This is a genomic window from Halomonas tibetensis (assembly GCF_042643535.1).
Lineage (GTDB): Bacteria > Pseudomonadota > Gammaproteobacteria > Pseudomonadales > Halomonadaceae > Halomonas > Halomonas tibetensis.
Genome location: NZ_JBHRSQ010000017.1, coordinates 23,665 through 43,040 on the forward strand (window position 1 = coordinate 23,665; position 19,376 = coordinate 43,040).

Annotated in this window: 18 protein-coding genes; 6 read left to right on the forward strand and 12 right to left on the reverse strand. The window is 64.2% G+C overall.

Annotation, left to right across the window (positions count from 1 at the left end; all coding sequences use genetic code 11):
• Positions 1 to 60 precede the first annotated feature (60 nt).
• The 3 genes from ACFODV_RS12725 (at position 61) to ACFODV_RS12735 (ending at position 3,814) form a co-directional block, all read left to right on the forward strand.
• Positions 61 to 942, forward strand: coding sequence for a HalD/BesD family halogenase (locus tag ACFODV_RS12725; RefSeq protein ID WP_379760024.1), 882 nt, complete (start codon positions 61 to 63; stop codon positions 940 to 942).
• An 87-nt stretch (positions 943 to 1,029) separates the two neighbouring features.
• On the forward strand, positions 1,030 to 2,313 hold the full coding sequence (locus ACFODV_RS12730) for a M24 family metallopeptidase (RefSeq protein WP_379760026.1): 1,284 nt from the start codon (positions 1,030 to 1,032) through the stop codon (positions 2,311 to 2,313).
• 16 nt (positions 2,314 to 2,329) lie between these two features.
• A complete protein-coding gene (locus ACFODV_RS12735; protein WP_379760028.1) occupies positions 2,330 to 3,814 on the forward strand; it encodes a CoA-acylating methylmalonate-semialdehyde dehydrogenase in 1,485 nt (494 codons plus the stop codon).
• Between the two features lie 13 nt (positions 3,815 to 3,827).
• On the opposite strand, the gene ACFODV_RS12740 is transcribed toward ACFODV_RS12735, so the two are convergent.
• The 7 genes from ACFODV_RS12740 to ACFODV_RS12770 all read right to left on the reverse strand — a co-directional run bounded on the left by ACFODV_RS12740 (position 3,828) and on the right by ACFODV_RS12770 (position 11,136).
• On the reverse strand, positions 3,828 to 5,165 hold the full coding sequence (locus ACFODV_RS12740; protein WP_379760029.1) for an IS200/IS605 family accessory protein TnpB-related protein: 1,338 nt from the start codon (positions 5,163 to 5,165) through the stop codon (positions 3,828 to 3,830).
• Between the two features lie 293 nt (positions 5,166 to 5,458).
• Positions 5,459 to 6,301 carry a nitrilase-related carbon-nitrogen hydrolase gene (locus tag ACFODV_RS12745; RefSeq protein ID WP_379760031.1) on the reverse strand — a complete coding sequence of 281 codons (843 nt, stop codon included), beginning with the start codon at positions 6,299 to 6,301 and terminating at the stop codon, positions 5,459 to 5,461.
• Between the two features lie 90 nt (positions 6,302 to 6,391).
• Positions 6,392 to 7,273: a glycine betaine ABC transporter substrate-binding protein gene (locus ACFODV_RS12750; protein ID WP_379760033.1), complete on the reverse strand. Its 882-nt coding sequence runs from the start codon at positions 7,271 to 7,273 to the stop codon at positions 6,392 to 6,394.
• 49 nt (positions 7,274 to 7,322) lie between these two features.
• Complete coding sequence (locus ACFODV_RS12755; protein WP_379760035.1) at positions 7,323 to 8,054, reverse strand: ABC transporter permease; 732 nt, start codon at positions 8,052 to 8,054, stop codon at positions 7,323 to 7,325.
• 4 nt (positions 8,055 to 8,058) lie between these two features.
• A complete protein-coding gene (locus ACFODV_RS12760) occupies positions 8,059 to 9,219 on the reverse strand; it encodes an ABC transporter ATP-binding protein (protein ID WP_379760037.1) in 1,161 nt (386 codons plus the stop codon).
• 39 nt (positions 9,220 to 9,258) lie between these two features.
• Positions 9,259 to 9,924 carry an ABC transporter permease gene (locus tag ACFODV_RS12765; protein ID WP_379760039.1) on the reverse strand — a complete coding sequence of 222 codons (666 nt, stop codon included), beginning with the start codon at positions 9,922 to 9,924 and terminating at the stop codon, positions 9,259 to 9,261.
• 273 nt (positions 9,925 to 10,197) lie between these two features.
• Positions 10,198 to 11,136 carry a 2-dehydropantoate 2-reductase gene (locus ACFODV_RS12770; RefSeq protein ID WP_379760041.1) on the reverse strand — a complete coding sequence of 313 codons (939 nt, stop codon included), beginning with the start codon at positions 11,134 to 11,136 and terminating at the stop codon, positions 10,198 to 10,200.
• Between the two features lie 161 nt (positions 11,137 to 11,297).
• On the opposite strand from ACFODV_RS12770, the gene ACFODV_RS12775 reads away from it, so the two are divergent.
• On the forward strand, positions 11,298 to 12,878 hold the full coding sequence (locus tag ACFODV_RS12775) for a thymidine phosphorylase family protein (RefSeq protein WP_379760043.1): 1,581 nt from the start codon (positions 11,298 to 11,300) through the stop codon (positions 12,876 to 12,878).
• Between the two features lie 27 nt (positions 12,879 to 12,905).
• Entirely contained in the window at positions 12,906 to 13,799 is an 894-nt protein-coding gene (locus ACFODV_RS12780; RefSeq protein WP_379760045.1) for a ribose-phosphate diphosphokinase, read from the forward strand.
• A 74-nt stretch (positions 13,800 to 13,873) separates the two neighbouring features.
• Here ACFODV_RS12780 and ACFODV_RS12785 read toward each other — a convergent pair whose 3' ends face one another.
• Positions 13,874 to 15,118: a M20/M25/M40 family metallo-hydrolase gene (locus ACFODV_RS12785; protein ID WP_379760047.1), complete on the reverse strand. Its 1,245-nt coding sequence runs from the start codon at positions 15,116 to 15,118 to the stop codon at positions 13,874 to 13,876.
• A 174-nt stretch (positions 15,119 to 15,292) separates the two neighbouring features.
• On the opposite strand from ACFODV_RS12785, the gene ACFODV_RS12790 reads away from it, so the two are divergent.
• Complete coding sequence (locus ACFODV_RS12790; protein WP_379760236.1) at positions 15,293 to 15,454, forward strand: Hsp20/alpha crystallin family protein; 162 nt, start codon at positions 15,293 to 15,295, stop codon at positions 15,452 to 15,454.
• On the opposite strand, the gene ACFODV_RS12795 is transcribed toward ACFODV_RS12790, so the two are convergent.
• The 4 genes from ACFODV_RS12795 to ACFODV_RS12810 all read right to left on the reverse strand — a co-directional run bounded on the left by ACFODV_RS12795 (position 15,447) and on the right by ACFODV_RS12810 (position 19,295).
• Positions 15,447 to 16,550, reverse strand: coding sequence for a histone deacetylase family protein (locus ACFODV_RS12795; protein WP_379760048.1), 1,104 nt, complete (start codon positions 16,548 to 16,550; stop codon positions 15,447 to 15,449). The genes ACFODV_RS12790 and ACFODV_RS12795 overlap by 8 nt on opposite strands.
• 73 nt (positions 16,551 to 16,623) lie before the next feature.
• Positions 16,624 to 17,262 (reverse strand): DsbA family oxidoreductase, encoded by a 639-nt coding sequence (locus ACFODV_RS12800; RefSeq protein WP_379760050.1) that lies wholly within the window; start codon positions 17,260 to 17,262, stop codon positions 16,624 to 16,626.
• Positions 17,259 to 18,332: an SO_0444 family Cu/Zn efflux transporter gene (locus ACFODV_RS12805; protein WP_379760052.1), complete on the reverse strand. Its 1,074-nt coding sequence runs from the start codon at positions 18,330 to 18,332 to the stop codon at positions 17,259 to 17,261. The genes ACFODV_RS12800 and ACFODV_RS12805 overlap by 4 nt, the downstream gene beginning before the upstream one ends.
• A gap of 54 nt (positions 18,333 to 18,386) precedes the next feature.
• The gene (locus ACFODV_RS12810) at positions 18,387 to 19,295 is read right to left on the reverse strand and encodes a complex I NDUFA9 subunit family protein (RefSeq protein WP_379760054.1); all 909 of its coding nucleotides are present in this window, start codon (positions 19,293 to 19,295) and stop codon (positions 18,387 to 18,389) included.
• Positions 19,296 to 19,376: the final 81 nt, after the last annotated feature.

Sequence of the window (19,376 nt, forward strand, 5' to 3'; positions counted from 1 at the left end):
ATTACTCTGTCCAGTATCTCGACAAGACACGGTCATTCCCGAGAACAGGAGCAAAGCGTGATGCACGCCACGGCTGACACGCAACAGACGACATCCTTGCACGGCCTGATCGATCTGGGACGCTATCCCATCGACGAGCTGGAGAGCCCGAAGGGGCGCGAGCTCATCGCGAGCTGCCGCCGCCAGTTGGATAAGGATGGGTGCGTGGTTCTCAAGAACTTCGTCCCCGAAGCGGCGCTGGCGCGTCTCGAGCGCGAGACCGAGCGCCTTTCGCCGCAGGCCCACTACAACCAGACCGAGACCAACCCCTACAACAGCGCTGGCGACCCTGCTCTGCCTGCCAGCCATCCCCTCAACCGCTTCGATGATCGCACCAACGGGTTCGTGGCCGGTGACTGCATCGACGGCGACACCATTATCCGTCAGGTCTATGAGCACCCCGGATTCCAGCGCTTTATCGGCGCGGTGGTGGGCATGGAGGAGATTCACCAGTATGCCGATCCGTTGGCCGATCTGGTGGTCAACGTGCTGCGCGAGGGCTGCCAGCATCCCTGGCACTACGACACCAACGAATTCATCGTCACCATGATGACCCGCCAGTCGCACAGCGGCGGCCGCTTTGAATATGCCCCGGGCATTCGCAGCCCCGAGGGTGAGAACTTCGAAGCGGTGGAGACGGTGATCGACGGTGATCGCTCTCGCCTCAAGAGCCTCGACCTTCAGCCCGGCGACCTGCAGGTGTTCTTCGGCCGCTACTCGCTGCACCGGGTGACGCCGGTTGAAGGCGATAAGGAGCGCCACACCGTGATCTTTGCCTATGCCAAGGAGCCCGGCTTCATCGGTCGGCCCGAGCGCGCCGAGCGCATCTTCGGCCGCATGGCGCCGATCCACGAAAGAATGCTCAAGAACGGCACGAAACGCACGGACCGCCTGGCCGACTGAGCGCCGCTTAAATGCGCCTCCAGGCAAGTCCCACCCGATGGTACGCAACAGGCGGCTATCGTCCCGACGACACAGCGAGAATTCACAATGAGCATTATCGAGTCAGAAAAGCTGACCGACAGCGAACCGGCGCAGATTCCGGTCGTGCCCTCGGCCCCGATGGCCAACGGCGACAGCATTCCCACCGCCTTCGACCCCAAGCAGCTACGCGCCGGGCGTCTGGAGCGCCTGAAGGCCATGATGGCCGAGCAGGGTTACGCCGCCCTGGTGCTGTTTGATCCTAACAATCAGCGTTACGCTACCGGCTCGCGTAACATGTTCGGCTATTTCCTGCGCAACTCCACCCGCTATGTCTATGTGCCGCTGGACGGGCCGATCATCCTCTTCGAGTACCCGGGCAGCGCTCACATTTCCACCTGGCTGGAGACCATCGACGAAGCGCGCACCTCCAAGGTGGTGTGGTCGGCGGTGAACCAGCGCGACAACCTCTCTTCGGATCCCTTCGGCGTCGAGATCGCCGAGCTGGTCCAGGAGCACGGCCACGGTAACAAGAAAGTCGGTCTGGACCGCTGTGCGCTCAACCTGGCCCGCTCGCTGGAAGCTCAGGGGCTGGATGTCTACGACTGCATGCAGGACACCCTGCACTGCCGACGTATCAAGACCCCCGAGGAGATCGCCTGCCTGGCCCAGTCAATGGCGGCAAGCGAAGCCTCGGTGGCCGAGGTGGAAGCCGCTATCAAGCCCGGCGTTACCGAGAACGAGCTGTTCGCCATCATGTACGGCGAAGTGATCCGCGGGGGTGGCGAGTTCATCGAGACCCGCCTACTCAACTCCGGGCCGCGCACCAATCCCTGGTTCCACGAGGCCAGCGACCGCAAGATTCGCCCCGGCGAGCTGGTCGCCCTGGACACCGATACTATCGGCTGCCACGGCTACTACTCCGACTTCTCGCGCACCTTCCACGTCGGCCCGGGCCGGCCCAGTGCCTATCAGCGCGAACTCTACCGCATGGCCTATGACCAGGTGCACCACAATATGGGCATCCTCAAGCCCGGGATGACGTATCGCGAGATCTCCGAGCAGGCCTGGAAAATCCCCGAGCGCTTCCTGGACCGCCGCTACCCCTCGATCATCCACGGCGTCGGCATGCACGGCGAGACACCGCTGGTGGCCCACCACATGGACTTCGACCGTTTCTCCTCGGACGGCGTCCTCGAGCCGGGCATGGTGGTCTCGGTGGAGAGCTACATCGGTGAGGTGGGCGGCGCCGACGGCGTCAAGCTCGAGGAGGAGGTGTTGATCACCGACACCGGTATCGCGAAGCTCTCCCGCTACCCCTTCAACGAGGCGCTGCTCGGCCGTGAATACTGAAGCACAAGGACGCGAGATGCAGACCCTGACCCACTGGATCGGTGGCGAGCGCCTGGAAGGCGAACGCCATCTGGACGTGACCAATCCCGCCAGCGCCAAGGTGATCGGCCGCGTGCCAATGGCGGACGCCGGGATAGTTGAGCGTGCCATCGATGCCGCCCGGGCGGCACAGCCTGCCTGGCGCGACACGCCTCCTGCCAAGCGCGCCCAGGTGATGTTCCGTTTCAAGATGCTGCTGGAGCGCGACGCCGACGAGATCTGCGGGCTGATCAGTCGCGAGCATGGCAAGGTGCTCGAGGACGCCATGGGCGAACTCAAGCGAGGCATCGAGAATGTTGATTACGCCTGCGGCGTGCCGGAGCTGCTCAAGGGGGAATACTCCCATAACGCCGGTCCGGGCATCGACACCTGGTCCAACCATCAGCCGCTGGGTATTGTCGCCGGCATCACCCCGTTCAACTTCCCGGCCATGGTGCCGCTGTGGATGTTTCCCATGGCCATTGCCTGCGGCAACGCCTTCATTCTCAAGCCCTCCGAGCAGGCGCCTTCGACGTCCCTCAAGATGGCCGAGTTGCTGGGAGAGGCGGGGCTGCCCGTCGGGCTCTTCCAGGTGGTTCACGGAGACCGTGAGGCCGTCGAAGCGCTCATCGACGCTCCTGAGGTCAAGGCGCTCTCCTTCGTCGGATCGACGCCGGTAGCCAGGTCCATCTACCGCCGTGGCGCCGACAACGGCAAGCGCGTACAGGCGCTGGGCGGAGCCAAGAACCACGCCGTGGTGCTGCCCGACGCCGATCTGGATAACGCCGCCAGCACTCTGATCGGTGCCGCCTACGGCAGCGCCGGCGAACGCTGCATGGCAATCTCGGTGGCGGTCTGCGTGGGCGATGCCACCGCCGATGCCCTGGTGGCAAGCATCGGTGAACAGGCGCGCACCCTGAAGATCGGCCCCGGCACCGAGAAGGGTCTCGATATGGGTGCCCTGGTCAATGCCGCCCACCGCGACAAGGTGGCTGGCTATATCGAGCAGGGCGCCGCGGCCGGCGCCGAACTGGTGGTGGACGGCCGCCGGCACCCGCTGGTCGAGGCCTCCCCGGGCTACTTCCTGGGCGCGACCCTGTTCGACCGGGTCACCCCGGAGATGAGCATCTACCGCGACGAGATCTTCGGCCCGGTGCTCTGCGTGGTGCGTGTCGAGACCTTCGAGGAGGCCATCGCGCTGGTCAACGCCCACCAGTATGGCAACGGCACCTGCGTGTTCACCCGCGACGGCGAGGCCGCAAGGCGCTTTGCCGACGCCATCGAAGTGGGCATGGTGGGCATCAACGTGCCTCTTCCGGTGCCGGTGGCCTTCCACAGCTTCGGTGGTTGGAAGGAGTCGCTGTTCGGCGACCTGCACGCCTACGGCCCCGACGCGGTGCGTTTCTACACTCGCCGCAAGGCCATCTCTCAGCGCTGGCCCGCCCGAAACACCCAGGAAAAGGCCCAGCTGAACTTCCCGTGAACACTCCCACGCATCATGCGACGCATCGATGCGGGGCTTCAGGCTCTCGCCGCCAGAGCGTTGAGAGCGTGACCGGTGTTCTCGGTTTGCCAGGGGAGCTTCTACCCGCTGACAACTGCCCGTCCTTGCGGCGGGTCAGCTTGTGTTTCCAGGCCCAATAGCGGGCACCGATGTTGTAGCTGGCGTTGAGGTCGGCGTTGTACTGCTTGCCGCTCGGGAAGGTGGCCAGTTCGTATTGCCCCTTGTCCCGCTTGACGCGACCCGAGCCGTCGAACGCCCAGGAAGACGTGCCCCGGGCATAGACGGTGACGACCCGACCACCGGCCTCGGCCATCTTCTGCTCGACCAGCGTGGCCAGCCGGCGATGCAGCCACTGATGGAAGCGCTGGCGCAGTCCCGACCGCTTCCTGCCCGCCTTGGGTCGCCAGCCCTTCAAGTCCTCCAGCACGATCACATCGGCGCCCTGTGCCAGCGCGAAGTCAATCAGTCGGCGGGAGGTCTGCTGGGCTATCTGCTCGTTGATGTGCTGGGCCTTGCGGTACCACCTTCGCCCAAACCCCTTGGAGAGCTTGGCGGTCTTGCGCGCCTTGCGGCGAATCAGCGTGGCGCGCTTGTCACGACGGTCTATGTCCGCGGCGGGGTGGAAGAATCCACGCGCCGCGACAGTGCCGTCCGGTGTCACGATGCTGGCCGTGGCCAGCGTATTGATCCCCACGTCCACGGCGCAGACGCGCTGTTGATCGGGGAGGCTTCCTGGATTGATGTCCACTGGCACCGCCAGGTGGCAGTGCCGATTGAGCACCAGGGTAGGCGACTTCACCGTGCCGAGACGATGGCGCTGGCGCACCGCCTTGATCGCCACGTCGTGCCAGAGCCACTCCTTGCCGTCCCACAGCTTCAAACTGGCGGTGGTGAAGTCGGTGTCGAATTTGACCAGCTGCCCGCGATACATCACCGGATAGCAGCCGGCTACGGGGTTGAAGCGCGGCGGCTGGGCATTTTTCCGCTGGCGATCTCCCGCCTGCCAGGCCCGATAGCGGGTCAGGTAGCTCGATACCTGGCCCTTGACGAACTCGATGGCGGCTCGGCGCAGGTAGGACGGGAACTTGTAGAAACGCTTCACGAAGTAGTGGTGGCGAGGCGAGGGGTTCTTCTTGGTCGGGTGCATCAGCCGCTCCACGGCAGCGGCAAAGCTGGGGGCCTGCTGCAGCGACGGCCAGTTGGCCAGGACCACCACCGACAACGCACGGCAGAACTGACGGTACTCCGCCAGCGTCAGACGCATCAGGTGTCGCTGCTGCGTCGTGGCGTGTAGTGGCCATTTGTCCGTGCGAATCATGGTGCGAGTCATGAAGAAAGCCTAAGCCACTACCTGATATTTATCCAGTATTCGCCTTGGCGTTCGCCAAGGCTCGCCGCTTGACTAGCGCATCACGGCACGCGTCGATGCCTAGGATGCGCGGCCGATTTGCTCAAGCTGATGCCAACCCGAGTCTGAGCACTCATATCGCCCATCCCTCCCGGATGGGCGATAGCATTGGGTGAACTGCCCTAGATCCAGCTTCTTTCTGCAGGGTGGTGATTCGTTGTCGGGACCCATTAATGTCGCGATTCTCGGCCGATGGCGTTGTCGTTTGTCTGTGGTCAGCGATAGCCGGCCATCAGCTCGCGGATCAGCGGGGTGTCGGCATCGCGGTGGGTGGGCAGCTCGAAGCGCGCTCGGGCGATAGCGGTGCGCGATAGTTCGCAATTGATCAGCATTTCGCACTCTTCGGCCTCGGCGAGCAGTTCGCCGCGAGGGCCGAGGATCCGCGAGCCGCCCCAGAAATGGCTGCCATTCTCAGGTCCGAAGCGATTGGCCATGATGACCGGGGTGCCGTAGGTCATGGCGTAGAAACGCACGTTTAGCGCCCAATTCTGCTCGTTGGAAAAGTCGTCGCTGACGATGCCGCTGGCGGAGTTGATCGGTGCGCAGAGCACTGTGGGTCGAGGCAGCAGGGCGGCGTGAACCAGGGCCGGGTTCCACAGGTCGGCACAGATCAGCTGGGTGGCCGACCAGCCGGGGAGGATCTCGGTATGGGTCAGTTCGCTGCCGTGGGTGAACCACTTACCCTCTTCCAGGCCGCCGTAAGTGGGCAGGTTGAGCTTGCGGTGCACGGCGACGAGCTTGCCATGTTGCAGGATGGCCAGGGCATTGAAGTACTCGCCGGGGCTCGCCTCCTCGACGAAGCCGACCACCGTCTGCATGTCGCCGCAGGCCTGGGCCAGCGTTTGCAGGCGTGGGTCCTCCAGGGGCATGGCCACCTGCATCACGAGGTTGCCCAGACCGTAGCCGGTCAGCGAGAGTTCGGGGAAGACCAGCAGCGCCAGTCCCCGTTGGCGAGCTTCCTTGATGTGCTCGAGGTGGCGGTCGAGGTTGTCGTCCACGGCCCCGAGCTCGCCGTTGATCTGCGCGGCACCGACCCTGAGTCTATCCTGATAGTGCATCTCACCCCCCTCGAATGAAGAAGGCCGCCCTCGGGCGGCCTTTCTTGCGGTACGCAACGGTTGGCATTATGCCAGCCATCTGTGGATGGGTCACAGCAGCTCGTTGTCCTCGAGGAATGCCTGGGCCACGTCTTCGATGTTTTTGCGCTCAACGTCGACTCGCGCGTTGAGTGCGGCCATGGTCGCGTCGTCAAGCAGCGCCGAGAGATTGTTCATCTGGTCGGCGAGCTCGGGGTTCTCTTCGAGGGTCTCCTGGCGCACGACCGGGGTCAGGGCGTAGGCCGGGAAGTAGCCCTGATCATCCTCGAGAACACGGAAATCGAAGGCCGGGATACGACCGTCGGTGGCGAAGACAAGACCCACCTCCACATCGCCGTCGCGCAGGGCCGGGTAGACCAGGCCAGAATCCATGCGCTTGACGTCGCTGCGCCCGACGCTGAAGTCATAGGCTTCCTGCAGCGGCCGCCAGCCGTCCTCGCGTGCATAGAACTCCGCGTTCAGGGCAAAGGTCAGGTCCACGCCGTCGTTAACTGCCTGGGCCAGGCCGGAGAGAGTGGCGATGCCGCGATCTTCAGCATCTTGCTCGCGCATGGCCAGGGCATAGGTGTTGTTGGCATGGGAGGGTTCCAGCCACACCAGGCCCTTTGCGGCGTCGAGTTCCTTGACCCTCGCGTAGGTCTCCTCCGGCGACAGGCGTTCGGTGACATCGTTGTAGTTGATCAGCGAGGTGCCGGTGTACTCCCAGTAGAGATCGATCTGGCCATTTTCCTGGGCCTGACGCAGAACCGCGGAGCCCATGCCGGAGCGGTTCTGCACGTCGTAGCCCAACCCCTCCAGGTACTGGGTGGTCATGTTGGAGAGGATCTGCTGCTCGGTGAAGTTCTTTCCTCCGACGGTGATGTCGGCGGAGACGGCGGTGGTCATGGCACCGGCCAGGGCGAGGCCGGAAAGGGCAGTCATCAGGTGTTTCATGGGGTCTTCTCCTAGTGCGGTTTGTAATGGTGTGGCTTGGTTCGAACGGTCATGCGCGCGATGGGTTGACCCCGCGCGGCACCACCAGGAAGGCAATGACGGCGATCAGGGCATCGACAACGATCGCCAAGAGGGCGGTGGGAATCGCACCGGCTAACATCATCACTGGATCGTACAGGTCGATGCCGGTAAAGATCAGTTCACCCAGTCCGCCGGCACCGATCAGAAAAGCCAGTGGCACGGTGCCCACATTGATGGTCAGGGCAGTGCGCATGCCCGCGAAGATGACGTAGAGAGCATTGGGCAGTTCCACCCGAAGCAGGCGCTGCGTCGACGACATGCCGATACCGGCGGCGGCCTCCATCAAGGCGGGATCGATGCCCTTGAGTCCGACATAGGTGTTGCGAGTGATCGGCAGTAGGGTGGCGACAAACAGGCCGAACACCGCGGGCACCATGCCAATACCCAGGAAGCTCATGGAGAGTGCCAGTACGGCGAGTGTCGGGATGGTGGTGCCGACGTTAAGCACCTGCATCAGCGATTCCGCCCAGCGAGACATGCTGGGGCGCGACAGCAGGATGCCCAGCGGTATGGCCACAATAATCGCCAGGATACCCGAGATCGCTGTCAGCCACAGGTGCTGGACGGCCAGGTACTGCACATCGGGCAAATAGAAAATGAAGTCATCGATGACCCCGCTCGACTGGCTCCATACCCCGGCAAAGAAGATCGCCACCAGCAGGAGTGCACGCAGGGCCCCTTTCAGGCTCTGGATTGGCATCGGCTCACTCCTTGACGGCGCTGTCGGGATTCCGGGTAGCGGCCTCACGGGCTCGGAAGCGTGAACCCAGGTGGTGCGTCATGGCGCGCTGGGTGATCTGGCCGCAGACACGGCCTTCATCGTCCACGCAAGGCAGCCAGGTGGCATCCTGAGAGAACATCAGCGAGGCAACCTTGCGCAGGTCGTCGTCCAACGTCACCGTGCCTGGCACGTTCTCGAAGTGGTCACGACAGTAGCCCTTGGTGGTGCGCGCCTTGGCCCGAGTGATCAAACCCACCGGCTGGCGCTGGTCATTAACCATCAGGATGGCATTCTGATAACCGTAATCCTCGATCTTGGCCAGCGCCGTCTCCAGAGTATCGCCGGGGCTCACCGTGGCGATCTCGTCGGAGACCACCTCGTGCACCTTGACCAGGTTGAGACGCTTGAGCGCGCGGTCTTCACCCAGAAAGGACTCGACGAAGGCGTTTTTCGGCGCGGCCAGCAGGTCGTCGGGCGAGGAGTGCTGTACCAGCTTGCCCTCGCGGAATATCGCCACCTTATCGCCCATCTTGATCGCCTCGTCGATGTCGTGGCTGACGAACATGATGGTCTTATTGAGTTCCTGCTGCATCTTGAGGAACTCGTCCTGGATCACCGCCCGGTTGATCGGGTCGATGGCGCCGAAGGGCTCGTCCATCAGCATCACCGGTGGGTCGGCGGCCAGCGCCCGGGCAACGCCGATACGCTGTTGCTGACCGCCGGATAGCTCGCTGGGGAAGCGCTTGAGGAAGGCATCGGGTTCCATGGAGATCATCGCCATCAGTTCACGGGCTCGCTCCTTGTAGCGCGCCTTGTCCCAGCCAAGAAGTTGGGGCACCACCGTGATGTTTTCCTCGATGGTCATGTTGGGGAACAGGCCGATCTGCTGGATCACATAGCCGATATTGCGGCGCAGGTCCTGGGTATTCATTTCGGTGGTGTCCTCACCGTTGATGAACACCTTGCCGGAGGTCGGCTTCACGATGCGATTGATCATTTTCAGGGTGGTGGTTTTTCCGCAGCCCGATGGCCCGAGCAGGATGCAGATCTCGCCGCTGGGCACCTTCATGCTGATATGGTCGGCGGCGACCACCGCGCCCTTGGGCGTGTCGAAGACCTTGGTCAGGTTATCGAGTTGGATCATTTGGATATCCTTGTCGTCTCGGTCATCAGGGGCTCGCTGTCAGGCGGTTGAGGTGTCGAGTTCCATTCCCCTGGGCGTCAGGCGCTTCTGAATGAAGAGCAGGGTGTAGTCGACGATGATGGCCAGCAAACTCACCGCGATAGCACCCACGATCAGCTGACGCGGATCTGACTGGGAGATCCCGCGACTGATGAAGGTGCCAAGGCCCCCGGCGCCGATATAGGCAGCAATCGCCATGACCCCGATGTTGAGCACCACGGCGGTGCGCACCCCGGCCATGATGACCGGTATCGCCAGCGGGATTTCTACCCGCCGTAACCGCTGGTTCGGACTCATGCCGATTCCCCTGGCGGCCTCGCGCAAGGCCGGGTCGACATTGTTGATGGCGGTGTAGGTGTTACGGATGATCGGCAGCTGTGAGTAGAGCAGGACTGCGATCACCGCAGGCACGTAGCCGATGCCGTGGCCGAAGATCGATAGCACCGGAATCATGATGCCGAACAGGGCGATCGACGGGATGGTGACAATGATCGACGCCACATAGAGTACCCAGCGCGCGGCCTGTTCGTTCTTGGTAATGGCGATCCCGATGGGCACCCCCGTGAGAGTGGCAATCCCCACGGCCACGCCCACCAGGGAAATATGCTCGATGGTGCGGGTGAGCAGCAGGTCAATGTTATCCAGTGCGTACTGAATCAGTTCCAAGTCGACTCTCCTCGTGATCGCGGCGGCGCGCCGGCAAGGCCGGCATCACCCCGGGGGCACCCCGCCGCCACAAGGACGGCGGGGCACTGGCCGAGATGAAAAAACGCAGGCGAGCTGCGGCGGATTGCCTCACTCGACGGTTGAAAGCTTAACAAACCCCGCCATTTATTGTGATTGGCAATGAATGACGATGTTCAATGAGTAGAATTGATATTTCTGATGCATATCGTCATCTGCATCCGGTTAATAGACGGCCGATGTACTCGCCCGGCGTCACTCTCGGGCGCTGCTCCGAGCCTGGCGCTCCTGGGGCAGCAGGACGGTGTGGATCATGGCATTGACCGGCGTCGCCACATCGGCCTCGCGACCCAGGCGGACCACGGCGCCGTTCTGGGCCTCCAACTCCGAGGGCAGGCCCGCCATGATGTCTCGCTGCATGGAGGCGGTGCTCTCAGCAGGCAGTGCATCAACGAAACGCATGGCCTGGGCCGCGGCATCCCCGGGCAGCGCCACGCCGCGTGCGTGGGCCACCGCGGTGATCTCGATAAGTATCTGCTCGATCAGCGCGCGGGTCTCGGGCAGGGTGCGAGTCACGCCGATCGGTGCTCGTGTCACGCTGCCAATGCCGCTCATGGCGCAGATGAACAGGAATTTGCTCCATACGGCGACCTGGATATCGTCGGGGATCTCGGCGGTGAGGCCTCGCGCCTGGTCGAAGGCCGCTTTGAGTCGCTCGGCGCGCTTGCTGTGGCGGTTGTCGCGCTCGCCGAAACGCACGAAGGGCGAGACTCCGGCGTGCTTGATGTATCCGGGGCTCTCTCGCCAGGCCAGGATGCCGCACAGGCCGTCGAGCACGTGGGCGCCGCCGAGTACGGCGGAGAGAGTCTCTGCGGCCTCGACGCCATTCTCCAGCGGCACCACGAAGGTGTCGGGGCCGATCATCGGGCGTATCGCCTTGGCCGCCTCGGCCACCTGCCAGGCCTTCACGGCCACGAGAACGGCATCCATGGCACCCACTCGGGCCGGGTCGTCGGTGGCTTTTACCTTGGCCAGGTGTACGTCGCCCTCGGTGCTGGAGATCCTCAGCCCTTCACGCTGCATCGCCGCCAGGTGCTCACCTCGGGCGATGAAGGTCACGTCGTGACCCGCCTCAGCCAGGCGTGCTCCGAAGTAGCCGCCCACGCCCCCGCAGCCCATGATTGCCAAGCGCATCGTCTCTTCTCCTCTGGGTTGCCCATTACAGCAGCCTACACCCCTCGGGTCGCCAGAGCATCGTCATGACGGCATGCCGGGGGGCTGATACGATGCATTATGAGAATCCAGCATGGCCGGATGTCGTTCCTCTGACCGGCCATGCCACATGGAAGGGTGCCATGAAGAAGTCCCATTCCGAGTCGGAGGCACTGGACGATACCCTGTCGCCGCTCTCCCTGAAGCGCGTGGGCATCGATACCTACCGCGAGAACGTCGCCTATCTGCACCGCGAGTGTGACCTCTACCGTGCCGAGGGCTTCCAGGCCCTCTCCAAGGTGGAGGTGCGCGCCAACGGCCAGCGTATCCTGGCCAGCCTCAACGTGGTGGACGACACCAGCATCGTCGACCCCATGCAGCTTGGCCTCTCGGAGGATGCTTTTGCCTCCCTGGGCGCCAGGGAGGGGTACCCGGTCAGCGTCTCCCAGGCCGAGCCGCCGGCCTCGATTCCGGCCCTGCACCGCAAGCTGGCCGGTGAGCGCCTCTCCCGCGACGACTTCTGCGGCATCATTCGCGACATCGCCGAACTGCGCTACTCCAAGATTGAGCTGACCGCCTTCGTGGTGGCCTGCGATCGCGGGGAGCTTGACCGTGAGGAGGTGTTCTACCTCAGCGATGCCATGATCCGCGTCGGGCGCCGCCTCGACTGGCACGAGCACCCGGTGGTGGACAAGCACTGCATCGGCGGCATTCCCGGCAATCGCACCTCCATGCTGGTGGTACCCATCGTCGCCGCTCACGGGCTGCTCTGCCCGAAGACCTCGTCGCGGGCCATTACCTCGCCTTCGGGAACCGCCGATACCATGGAGGTGCTGGCCAACGTTGACCTTCCCTTCGACGTGCTGGGCGACATCGTGCGCACCCATCGCGGTTGCCTGGCCTGGGGCGGCACCAGCCAGCTCTCGCCTGCCGACGACGTGCTGATCTCGGTGGAGCGCCCGCTCTCCATCGACTCCCCGGGGCAGATGGTGGCCTCGATCCTCTCCAAGAAGGTGGCCGCGGGCTCCACCCACCTGCTGCTCGATATCCCGGTTGGGCCCCATGCCAAAGTGCGTTCCATGCCTGAGGCCCGCCAGCTGCGCAAGCTGTTCGAGTTCGTGGCCGGACGCATGGGCCTGACCCTGGACGTGGTGATCACAGACGGCAGTCAGCCGGTGGGGCAGGGAATTGGTCCGGTATTGGAGGCCCGCGACGTGATGCGTGTGCTTACCAACCATCCCGAGGCGCCCATGGACTTGCGCCAGAAGGCACTGCGACTGGCGGGTCGCATGCTGGAGTTCGACCCTGACGTTCGTGGCGGCGAGGGCTTCGGCATCGCCCGGGATATCCTTGATTGCGGCCGTGCCCTGGAAAAGATGCAGGCGATCATCGCGGCCCAGGGGGGTAAGCCCTTCGATCCTGACGCTCCTCCATTGGCACCCCACGCCTTCGACGTGGTGGCAGCCGAGAGCGGTGTGGTGATCGGCATCGACAACCTCAAGCTGGCGCGGATTGCCCGTCTCGCCGGGGCACCCAAGGCCGCTGGGGCCGGCGTCGACCTGCTGGCGCGCATTGGCGACCGCGTCGAGGCGGGTCAGTCGCTCTATCGGGTGTATGCGGCTTTTCGCAATGAGTTGGCCTTCGCCCACCAGTCCAGCGAGCGGGACAGCGGTTTCAGCCTCGGAGAGGCCGATCAGATTACCCGGCTCAACGTCGAGTTCTGAACGACAAATCCTTATCAGGGAGGCCCGATGACCACTTTACTGCTGCACTTTCCTGACGAGGCTGCGCCGGCCCGTCGTCTGGCCGATGCCTGTGGCCTTGCTACGCGTGAGGTCGAGTGCCATCGTTTCCCTGACGAGGAACTCAAGCTCACCCTGCCCTTCGCCGAGGCAGGGGCCTTTCCCGAGACTCTGGTGATCTATCGCAGTCTGGATCGGCCCAACGACAAGCTGGTCGAGCTGTTGCTGCTGGTGCGCCATGCCCGCGGCCGCGGGGCGAAGCGCCTGATCCTGGTGGCGCCCTATCTTGCCTACATGCGCCAGGATATCGCCTTCCACGCCGGCGAGGTCGTCAGTCAGACCATCATCGGTGGGTTCCTTGCCGAACTCTTCGATGGGGTGATCACCGTGGACCCCCACCTGCACCGCATCGATCGTCTTGACCAGGCGATTCCCATCGCACATGCCATTGCCCTCTCAGGCGCCCCGCGGCTGGCCGAGCTGATTGTCCAGAAACGACCCCGGGCGCTGCTGCTGGGCCCCGACGAGGAGGCATTGCAGTGGGTGGCCCAGGCCGCTGAGCTGACCGGCCTCGACTATGCCACCTGCCAAAAAGTGCGCCACGGCGACCGTGACGTCGAGATCCGTCTGCCCGACACGCCGCTGGCGGGCCGGGCGGTGGTGCTGATGGATGACGTGGCGAGTTCAGGCCATACCGTGGCTCGCGCTGCCGAGGCGCTGCTGGCCGCCGGGGCGGCCTCGGTGGACGTGGCGCTGACCCATGCGCTGTTTGCCGGCAATGCCCTCGAGGTGATTCGGAATGCGGGTGTCGGCGAGATCTGGAGCACTGATTGTATCGCTCATGAAAGCAACGCCATCCCCATGGCGCCGGTGTTGGCCGGAGCGCTTGCCATGCTGACATGACAGCGGGGCGAGCCTCCCGGCTCGCCCCGCGGCGTGTTGCTTTCCCGGTATCCGGCTTTCCCGGAATTCGGAGTCTACTTGCCGTTTGTCTCGGGTTTGTCGGCGCCCTGATGGCCCAGCGCCCCGGCATGGTCCAGACGCGGGTGATTGTCCAGAAATTCACGGTGGGGGTCGGGCAGGGCGTCAAGCGCTTGGAGGCTGCGGGTGATGGCGTGAATCGCCGCCATCACGTCCCGGGTGTTGCCCGTCTCCGAGATGGTATGCATGTTGCGGATCGGGAAGCCGATGGAGGTGGCCACGCAGTCCACGGAGGCAAGAACGCCCGCCATGCCGTCGGTGCCGGTGTCGGCGCCGACGACGTCGCGCTGCATGGGAATATCATGCTCGCGAGCAGTGGTCTCGACGATTCGGTTGAGCTGTTCGCTGGCGATGGCGCCTACCGACAGAGTGAAGCCCTTGCCCATTTCCAGCGATTGCATGCGCCGATCGCCGATGCCAGGAGCCGCTACGTAGTCATGGTTCACATCCACGGCGATGATGGCGTCGGGCCTGAGCTCCCCGGCCAGCACCCGACTTCCGTAGCGGCCAATCTCCTCATAGCTGGCGATGGCGAACATTACCCGGATCTGCTCGGTGCCGCCGGCTTCGGCGATCAGTCGCGCCACCTCGGCGGCGACGAAGCAGCCCAGGCCGTTGTCCAGATAGGCACCGTAAAAGGTATCGGGGCTGAAGCCGTGGCGGATGGGTCGGTTGAAGATGATCGAGTCTCCGGGACGTACGCCCAGCTTCTCTATCTGATGCTTCTTGTTCTCGCCGTGGATCTGCAGGTCCAGGTAGATCTGCTCTTTCTTGATGCCCTTGCTGCCATCTCGCTGGGCCGGGTCGGAGAAGTGGATGGCGCCCAGCGCCTCCACGGTGCCGCCCTCGATGCGCCGGTAGCTTCCGGGCGCCTCCGGATCCTCGCTGAACAGAGTGACCTCGTGACCGATCAGCACGTTGGGCAGGAAGGCGTCGGTGTTGATCCAGATCTTGCCGTCATCGCCGATGGAGCGAACCTGCATGCGGATCTTGTCGGCGTGGCCAATCAGCATCACCTTGAACAGGTCGTCGCGGCCCGGGTGGGTATCCAGCACCACGCCCGCATGGCCCTTGAACTGGTGCAGCTGCCAGCCCGCTGGGGCGAAACTTTCAAAGTGAGGCTTTAGCACCCCGTAGGTCATGGCCGCCTCCAGGCCAATCGGGCTGGGAGCGGCGAGGATGCGTTGCATCAAGTCGAACTGTGCCTCGGGCATCGGGCTCGTCCAGGGGGTGTTGCTCATGGGGCTCTCTCTTATCCGTGATAATGGCGCTAGGCCATGTTGATGGAGCTCGCGGGATGAGACCGTGCCGCCGTTGCGGCAAAGGCCATCGCCATCACGAGGCTGTCACGTCAGAGATTATCACCCGGGTAAGGTTCCGGTCTCTATCGACGGGCCGCCCTTAGGGCATACAGAATTCGCGGATCGCTATTCTTCCGCGGATCCTTCACTCGGTCGGTGCCGCTGCCTGATGAGATCGATGCCGACAAGGCAGCCGCCAGCTTCAAGAACGGCGTCCTCGAACTGACCCTGCCGAAGCATAAGAAGGCCAATCGTCGCAAGATCGAGGTCAAGTGATCTTGTTGACAAAGGCATCGCGATGGAAGGCGGCGGCCGCTTTGACCTCCGCAATGCCGCGCCGGCCGGGTTGCGGAGGTGCGTCGCCGGCCAGCACGTTCAGCACAGTTCTCACGCCGCGTGACAGAGAGATGAGGTTGTAGCCGCCTTCCAGCACGAAGACCAGTCGGCCCTCGCACTGCTGTCGAGCCAATTCTTGAAGGATTCCGGTCATGGCGGCAAAACCGTCATAGGAGACATTCATGGCCAGATCGTGCGTGTGGGGGTCGAACCCCGCCGAAACCAGTATCAGGTCGGGTTTGAACCACTCCGCCGCCGGTACCAGGATGTCACGGAAGGCCTCGAGGTAGGCGGTGTCACCGGCATCGGCAGGCAGCGGGACATTGACGTTGGTGCCTTCTCCCAGCCCTACCCCGATCTCCTCGAGGCTGCCCGTGCCGGGATAGAAGGGGGCGGCGCGATGGATATCGAAGCACAGCACATCCGGGTCGGCCCAGAAGATGTCCTGGGTACCGTTGCCATGGTGGGCGTCCCAGTCGACGATCATTACCCTTTCGCAGCCCAGCGCCTGGTGGGCATGAGCAGCGGCCACCGCCACGTTATTGAACAGGCAGAAGCCCCGGGCCCGAACCGGCTCGGCATGATGGCCTGGCGGTCTCACTAGCGCAAAGCTGCTCTCCGCCCGACCCTTGATCACGGCCTCTACCGCGGCGATGGCCGTGCCGGCGGCCACCTCGGCGGCCTCGACGCTGCCGGGTGATACCGCCGTGGTGTCCACGTCCAGCCACGCGCTTTCTCCTCGTAGCTCCAGGATGTGGTCCAGGTAGGAGAGAGTATGGACCCGAGCCAGCTGTTCCCGCGTGGCGGCCATGCCGGCCTCGAAGATCACGCCGGGCACCGGTTCGAGCTCCAGGAGGCGGCGGATCGCGGTCAGCCTGGCGGGGTGTTCCGGGTACTTCCAGGGCACGCCCAACCCGGAGAGCAGCGAGCGGACGCGTTTATCCATCCGTCCCGGAAGGAACGGCACCTCGATGTCCGGTTCATGGGCCAACATGCGCTCGTCATAGAAGGCGATCACACGGTTCTGTTTGCTCATGTTTCAGACTCCCTGATCGCTGACGTCGCCCTCGAGGAGGAGGGGGGCGCCATCCCTATCATAGCCGGTTCAGCTAGCCCAGGGCGTCGAGCAGCCGTTCCACGGCCAGAAACAGCTGGCGGCGTGGCTGGGCACCTTCGAGCACGCCGGCGTGTTCGCCATCCATGCAAAAGCGCAGGGCCGGCACGCCCTGGATGCCAAGTTCGCGGGCGACGCGCTGGTCGTCTATCACGGCTTGGCGATGATCACCCTGTTCCAGCGACCGGTGCAGTGCGCTTCCATCCAGCGATAGCGCATCGGCCAGCCCGGCGAGGGCCTGCGGGTCGGACAGATCCAGGCTCTCTTCGAAGAAGCCCCGGAAAAGAGCCGTACGCAAGGCATCGCCGGCCCCTGGATGTTGGATGGCTTGAGCCTCGGCCCAGGCGGCGGCCTCATGGGCCAGCCTTGAGCGCGGCTGGATTCTCGGAAGCCGCAGGGTCATGCCGCGTTCGGCGGCCATGGGGTAGACGGCACGTTCCCAGATGTCGTGCAGGTAGTCGCCGTCCGGGTCCAGGGTCGGCTCAGGGTCGGGGCGCAGCTCGAAGGCGCGCCAGCGGAGGGATACCCGACCGTTGAAGCGCTCGGCCAGGGCGTCGAGCTCTGGCATTTCCAGATAGCAGAAGGGGCACACATAGTCGCTAAAGACGTCAAGTGCGATACGCGGCTGGATCATGGAAGCTCCTGCGGTGAGGTTGGCCTTGATAACGCGGCGGAAAGGCGTCGACGCAGAGGCCTCAACGCCAGCACCACCAGCACGAGCAGCGCCAACGCTTCGATCCAAGAGGGCAGCAACTCCTGCACCTGTTCAACCTGGCGGGAAATGTCGAGTTGCCACCACCCGGCCAGTGCGTCGACGGCGAGCCCCAGGGCCACGGCGCTGATCATGATTCCCGTCAGATAAGCAACAAGGGCTCGGCTACCCAGCTCACGACGAAATACGCCGAGAGTCGCCAGGCTGGTCACTGGCGCGGCGATCAGGAAGACAAGCACCGTCCCCGGCGAGACTCCGGCCAGCAGCAGGCCGGCGGCGATCGGCGTGGCGGCCGTGGCGCAGAGGTACATGGGGATGCCGATGACGGCCATCAGCAGCATGGCGCCCAGGCCGCTGCCGAACTCGGCGAGCTGCTGAGGCGGCACCAGGGCAATCAGTGCGCCGGCGACCAGCAGCCCGGCCAACAGCCAGAGACTGATGTCGTCGAGAATGTCGGTAAAGGCGTAGCGAAGACCGCGAGCCAGGCGTTGACTCAGGGCGGCAGGCGGCTTGCTCGATTTGCTCTGGCCGGCGCAACCGCTGCTGCAGCTTCCCTCGCAGCTCGATGTCGACGTGGCCGCGGCCGCAACAGGGGCCTGAGTTCGACCTACCAGAAGACCGGTGACGATGGCGGTCAGCACTGCACTAGCTCCGCGCGCCACGGCCATGAAGGGGCCTAGCAGCGCGTAAGTGATGGTCAAGGAATCGATACCGATCCCCGGAGTGCCAATCAGGAAGGCGGTGGTGGGTCCCCGCTCGGCGCCGCCACGATGCAGCGCCAGTGCGGTGGGAATGGCCCCGCAGGAGCAGAGCGGCAGCGGTGCACCGATCACAGCGGCGCGAACGATACTGCCAAGACCCCGTCCGCCGACCCAGCGCGTCAGTTGATCCTCTGAGATCAGTCCCTTGATCAGTCCGGCCATGGCAAGTCCCAGCAGCAGCCAAGGGGCGGCCGAGAGAGCGATGTCGAGGATGGCCAGGGTCAGTGTCATAGGGTGGCTCCGTAGCGTTGTTACAGGGCTACTTTAACATGGAGAGCGCCGGGGTCAGGGTGCGGTCAGACAGGTCGGGAGGCTGTCGTGGAGGGTGCGGGGAACGATGCCGAGGTCGTTGAAGGTACCCACGCCGTCGCTGACGATAGTGTCCAGCTGCATCAGGATGACCTGGTCACGGGTCAACGGCGGATTGGGCAGGAGGGCGAGCATGGCGGCCGTGAGGCGCCAAATCGCAAATGGCATCGGCATCAGGGGACGGCGGCATTCCAGGTGGGCCAGTACCTGCTCCACAATCTGTCGGTAACGAAGCACCTCGGGGCCACCGAGCTCGAACAGTCGACGCGTTAGCGGGCGCATGTCGCTCAGGGAGACCGAAGCGCGCGCCACGTCTGCCACATGGACAGGCTGCAGCAAAGTATTGCCTCGGCCGAACAGGGGCATGACCGGCAGCTGTGCCAGGCGCATCAGCGCCGCTAGGAAGGCATCCCCGGGGCCGAACAGGACGCTGGGCCGTAGGATGACCGCCTTGGGCAGGGCGTCGATGACGGCTCTCTCGCCGGCGGCGCGGGCGCGCACATACGCAGAAGGCGAGGTATCTGTTGTGCCTATGCCGGAGACATGTACCAGCCGGGTCACGCCGGCCTCCCGCGCCAGCCTCGCCAATTGTCCTGCGCCAGTTACGTGAATCTCCTCAAAGGTCAGTCCCGACCGTGGCCGTTCCACATAAAGGCTCACGGCGTTGATCACCGCGCCGCTGCCCTCAAGGGCCGTGACGACCTGCTGCTTGTTCCTCAGGTCACAGGCTACGGCCTCGACACGGTCGCCTGCTTCCAGCCACTCGGGCAGCTGCGGGTGCCTAGCCGCTATGCGCACCGAGCGTCCGGCTTCCACCAATTCGCGCACGATGGCGCGGCCCAGAAAGCCGGTACCGCCGAATACCACTGTGTGGGCATCGCGCATGGCGCGTCCTTGATCATCGGGAAAAAGTCTATCCTGCCAGGCTTGGCGTGGAGCGTCATGTGTGGCGGGCCGTCGCTGGAG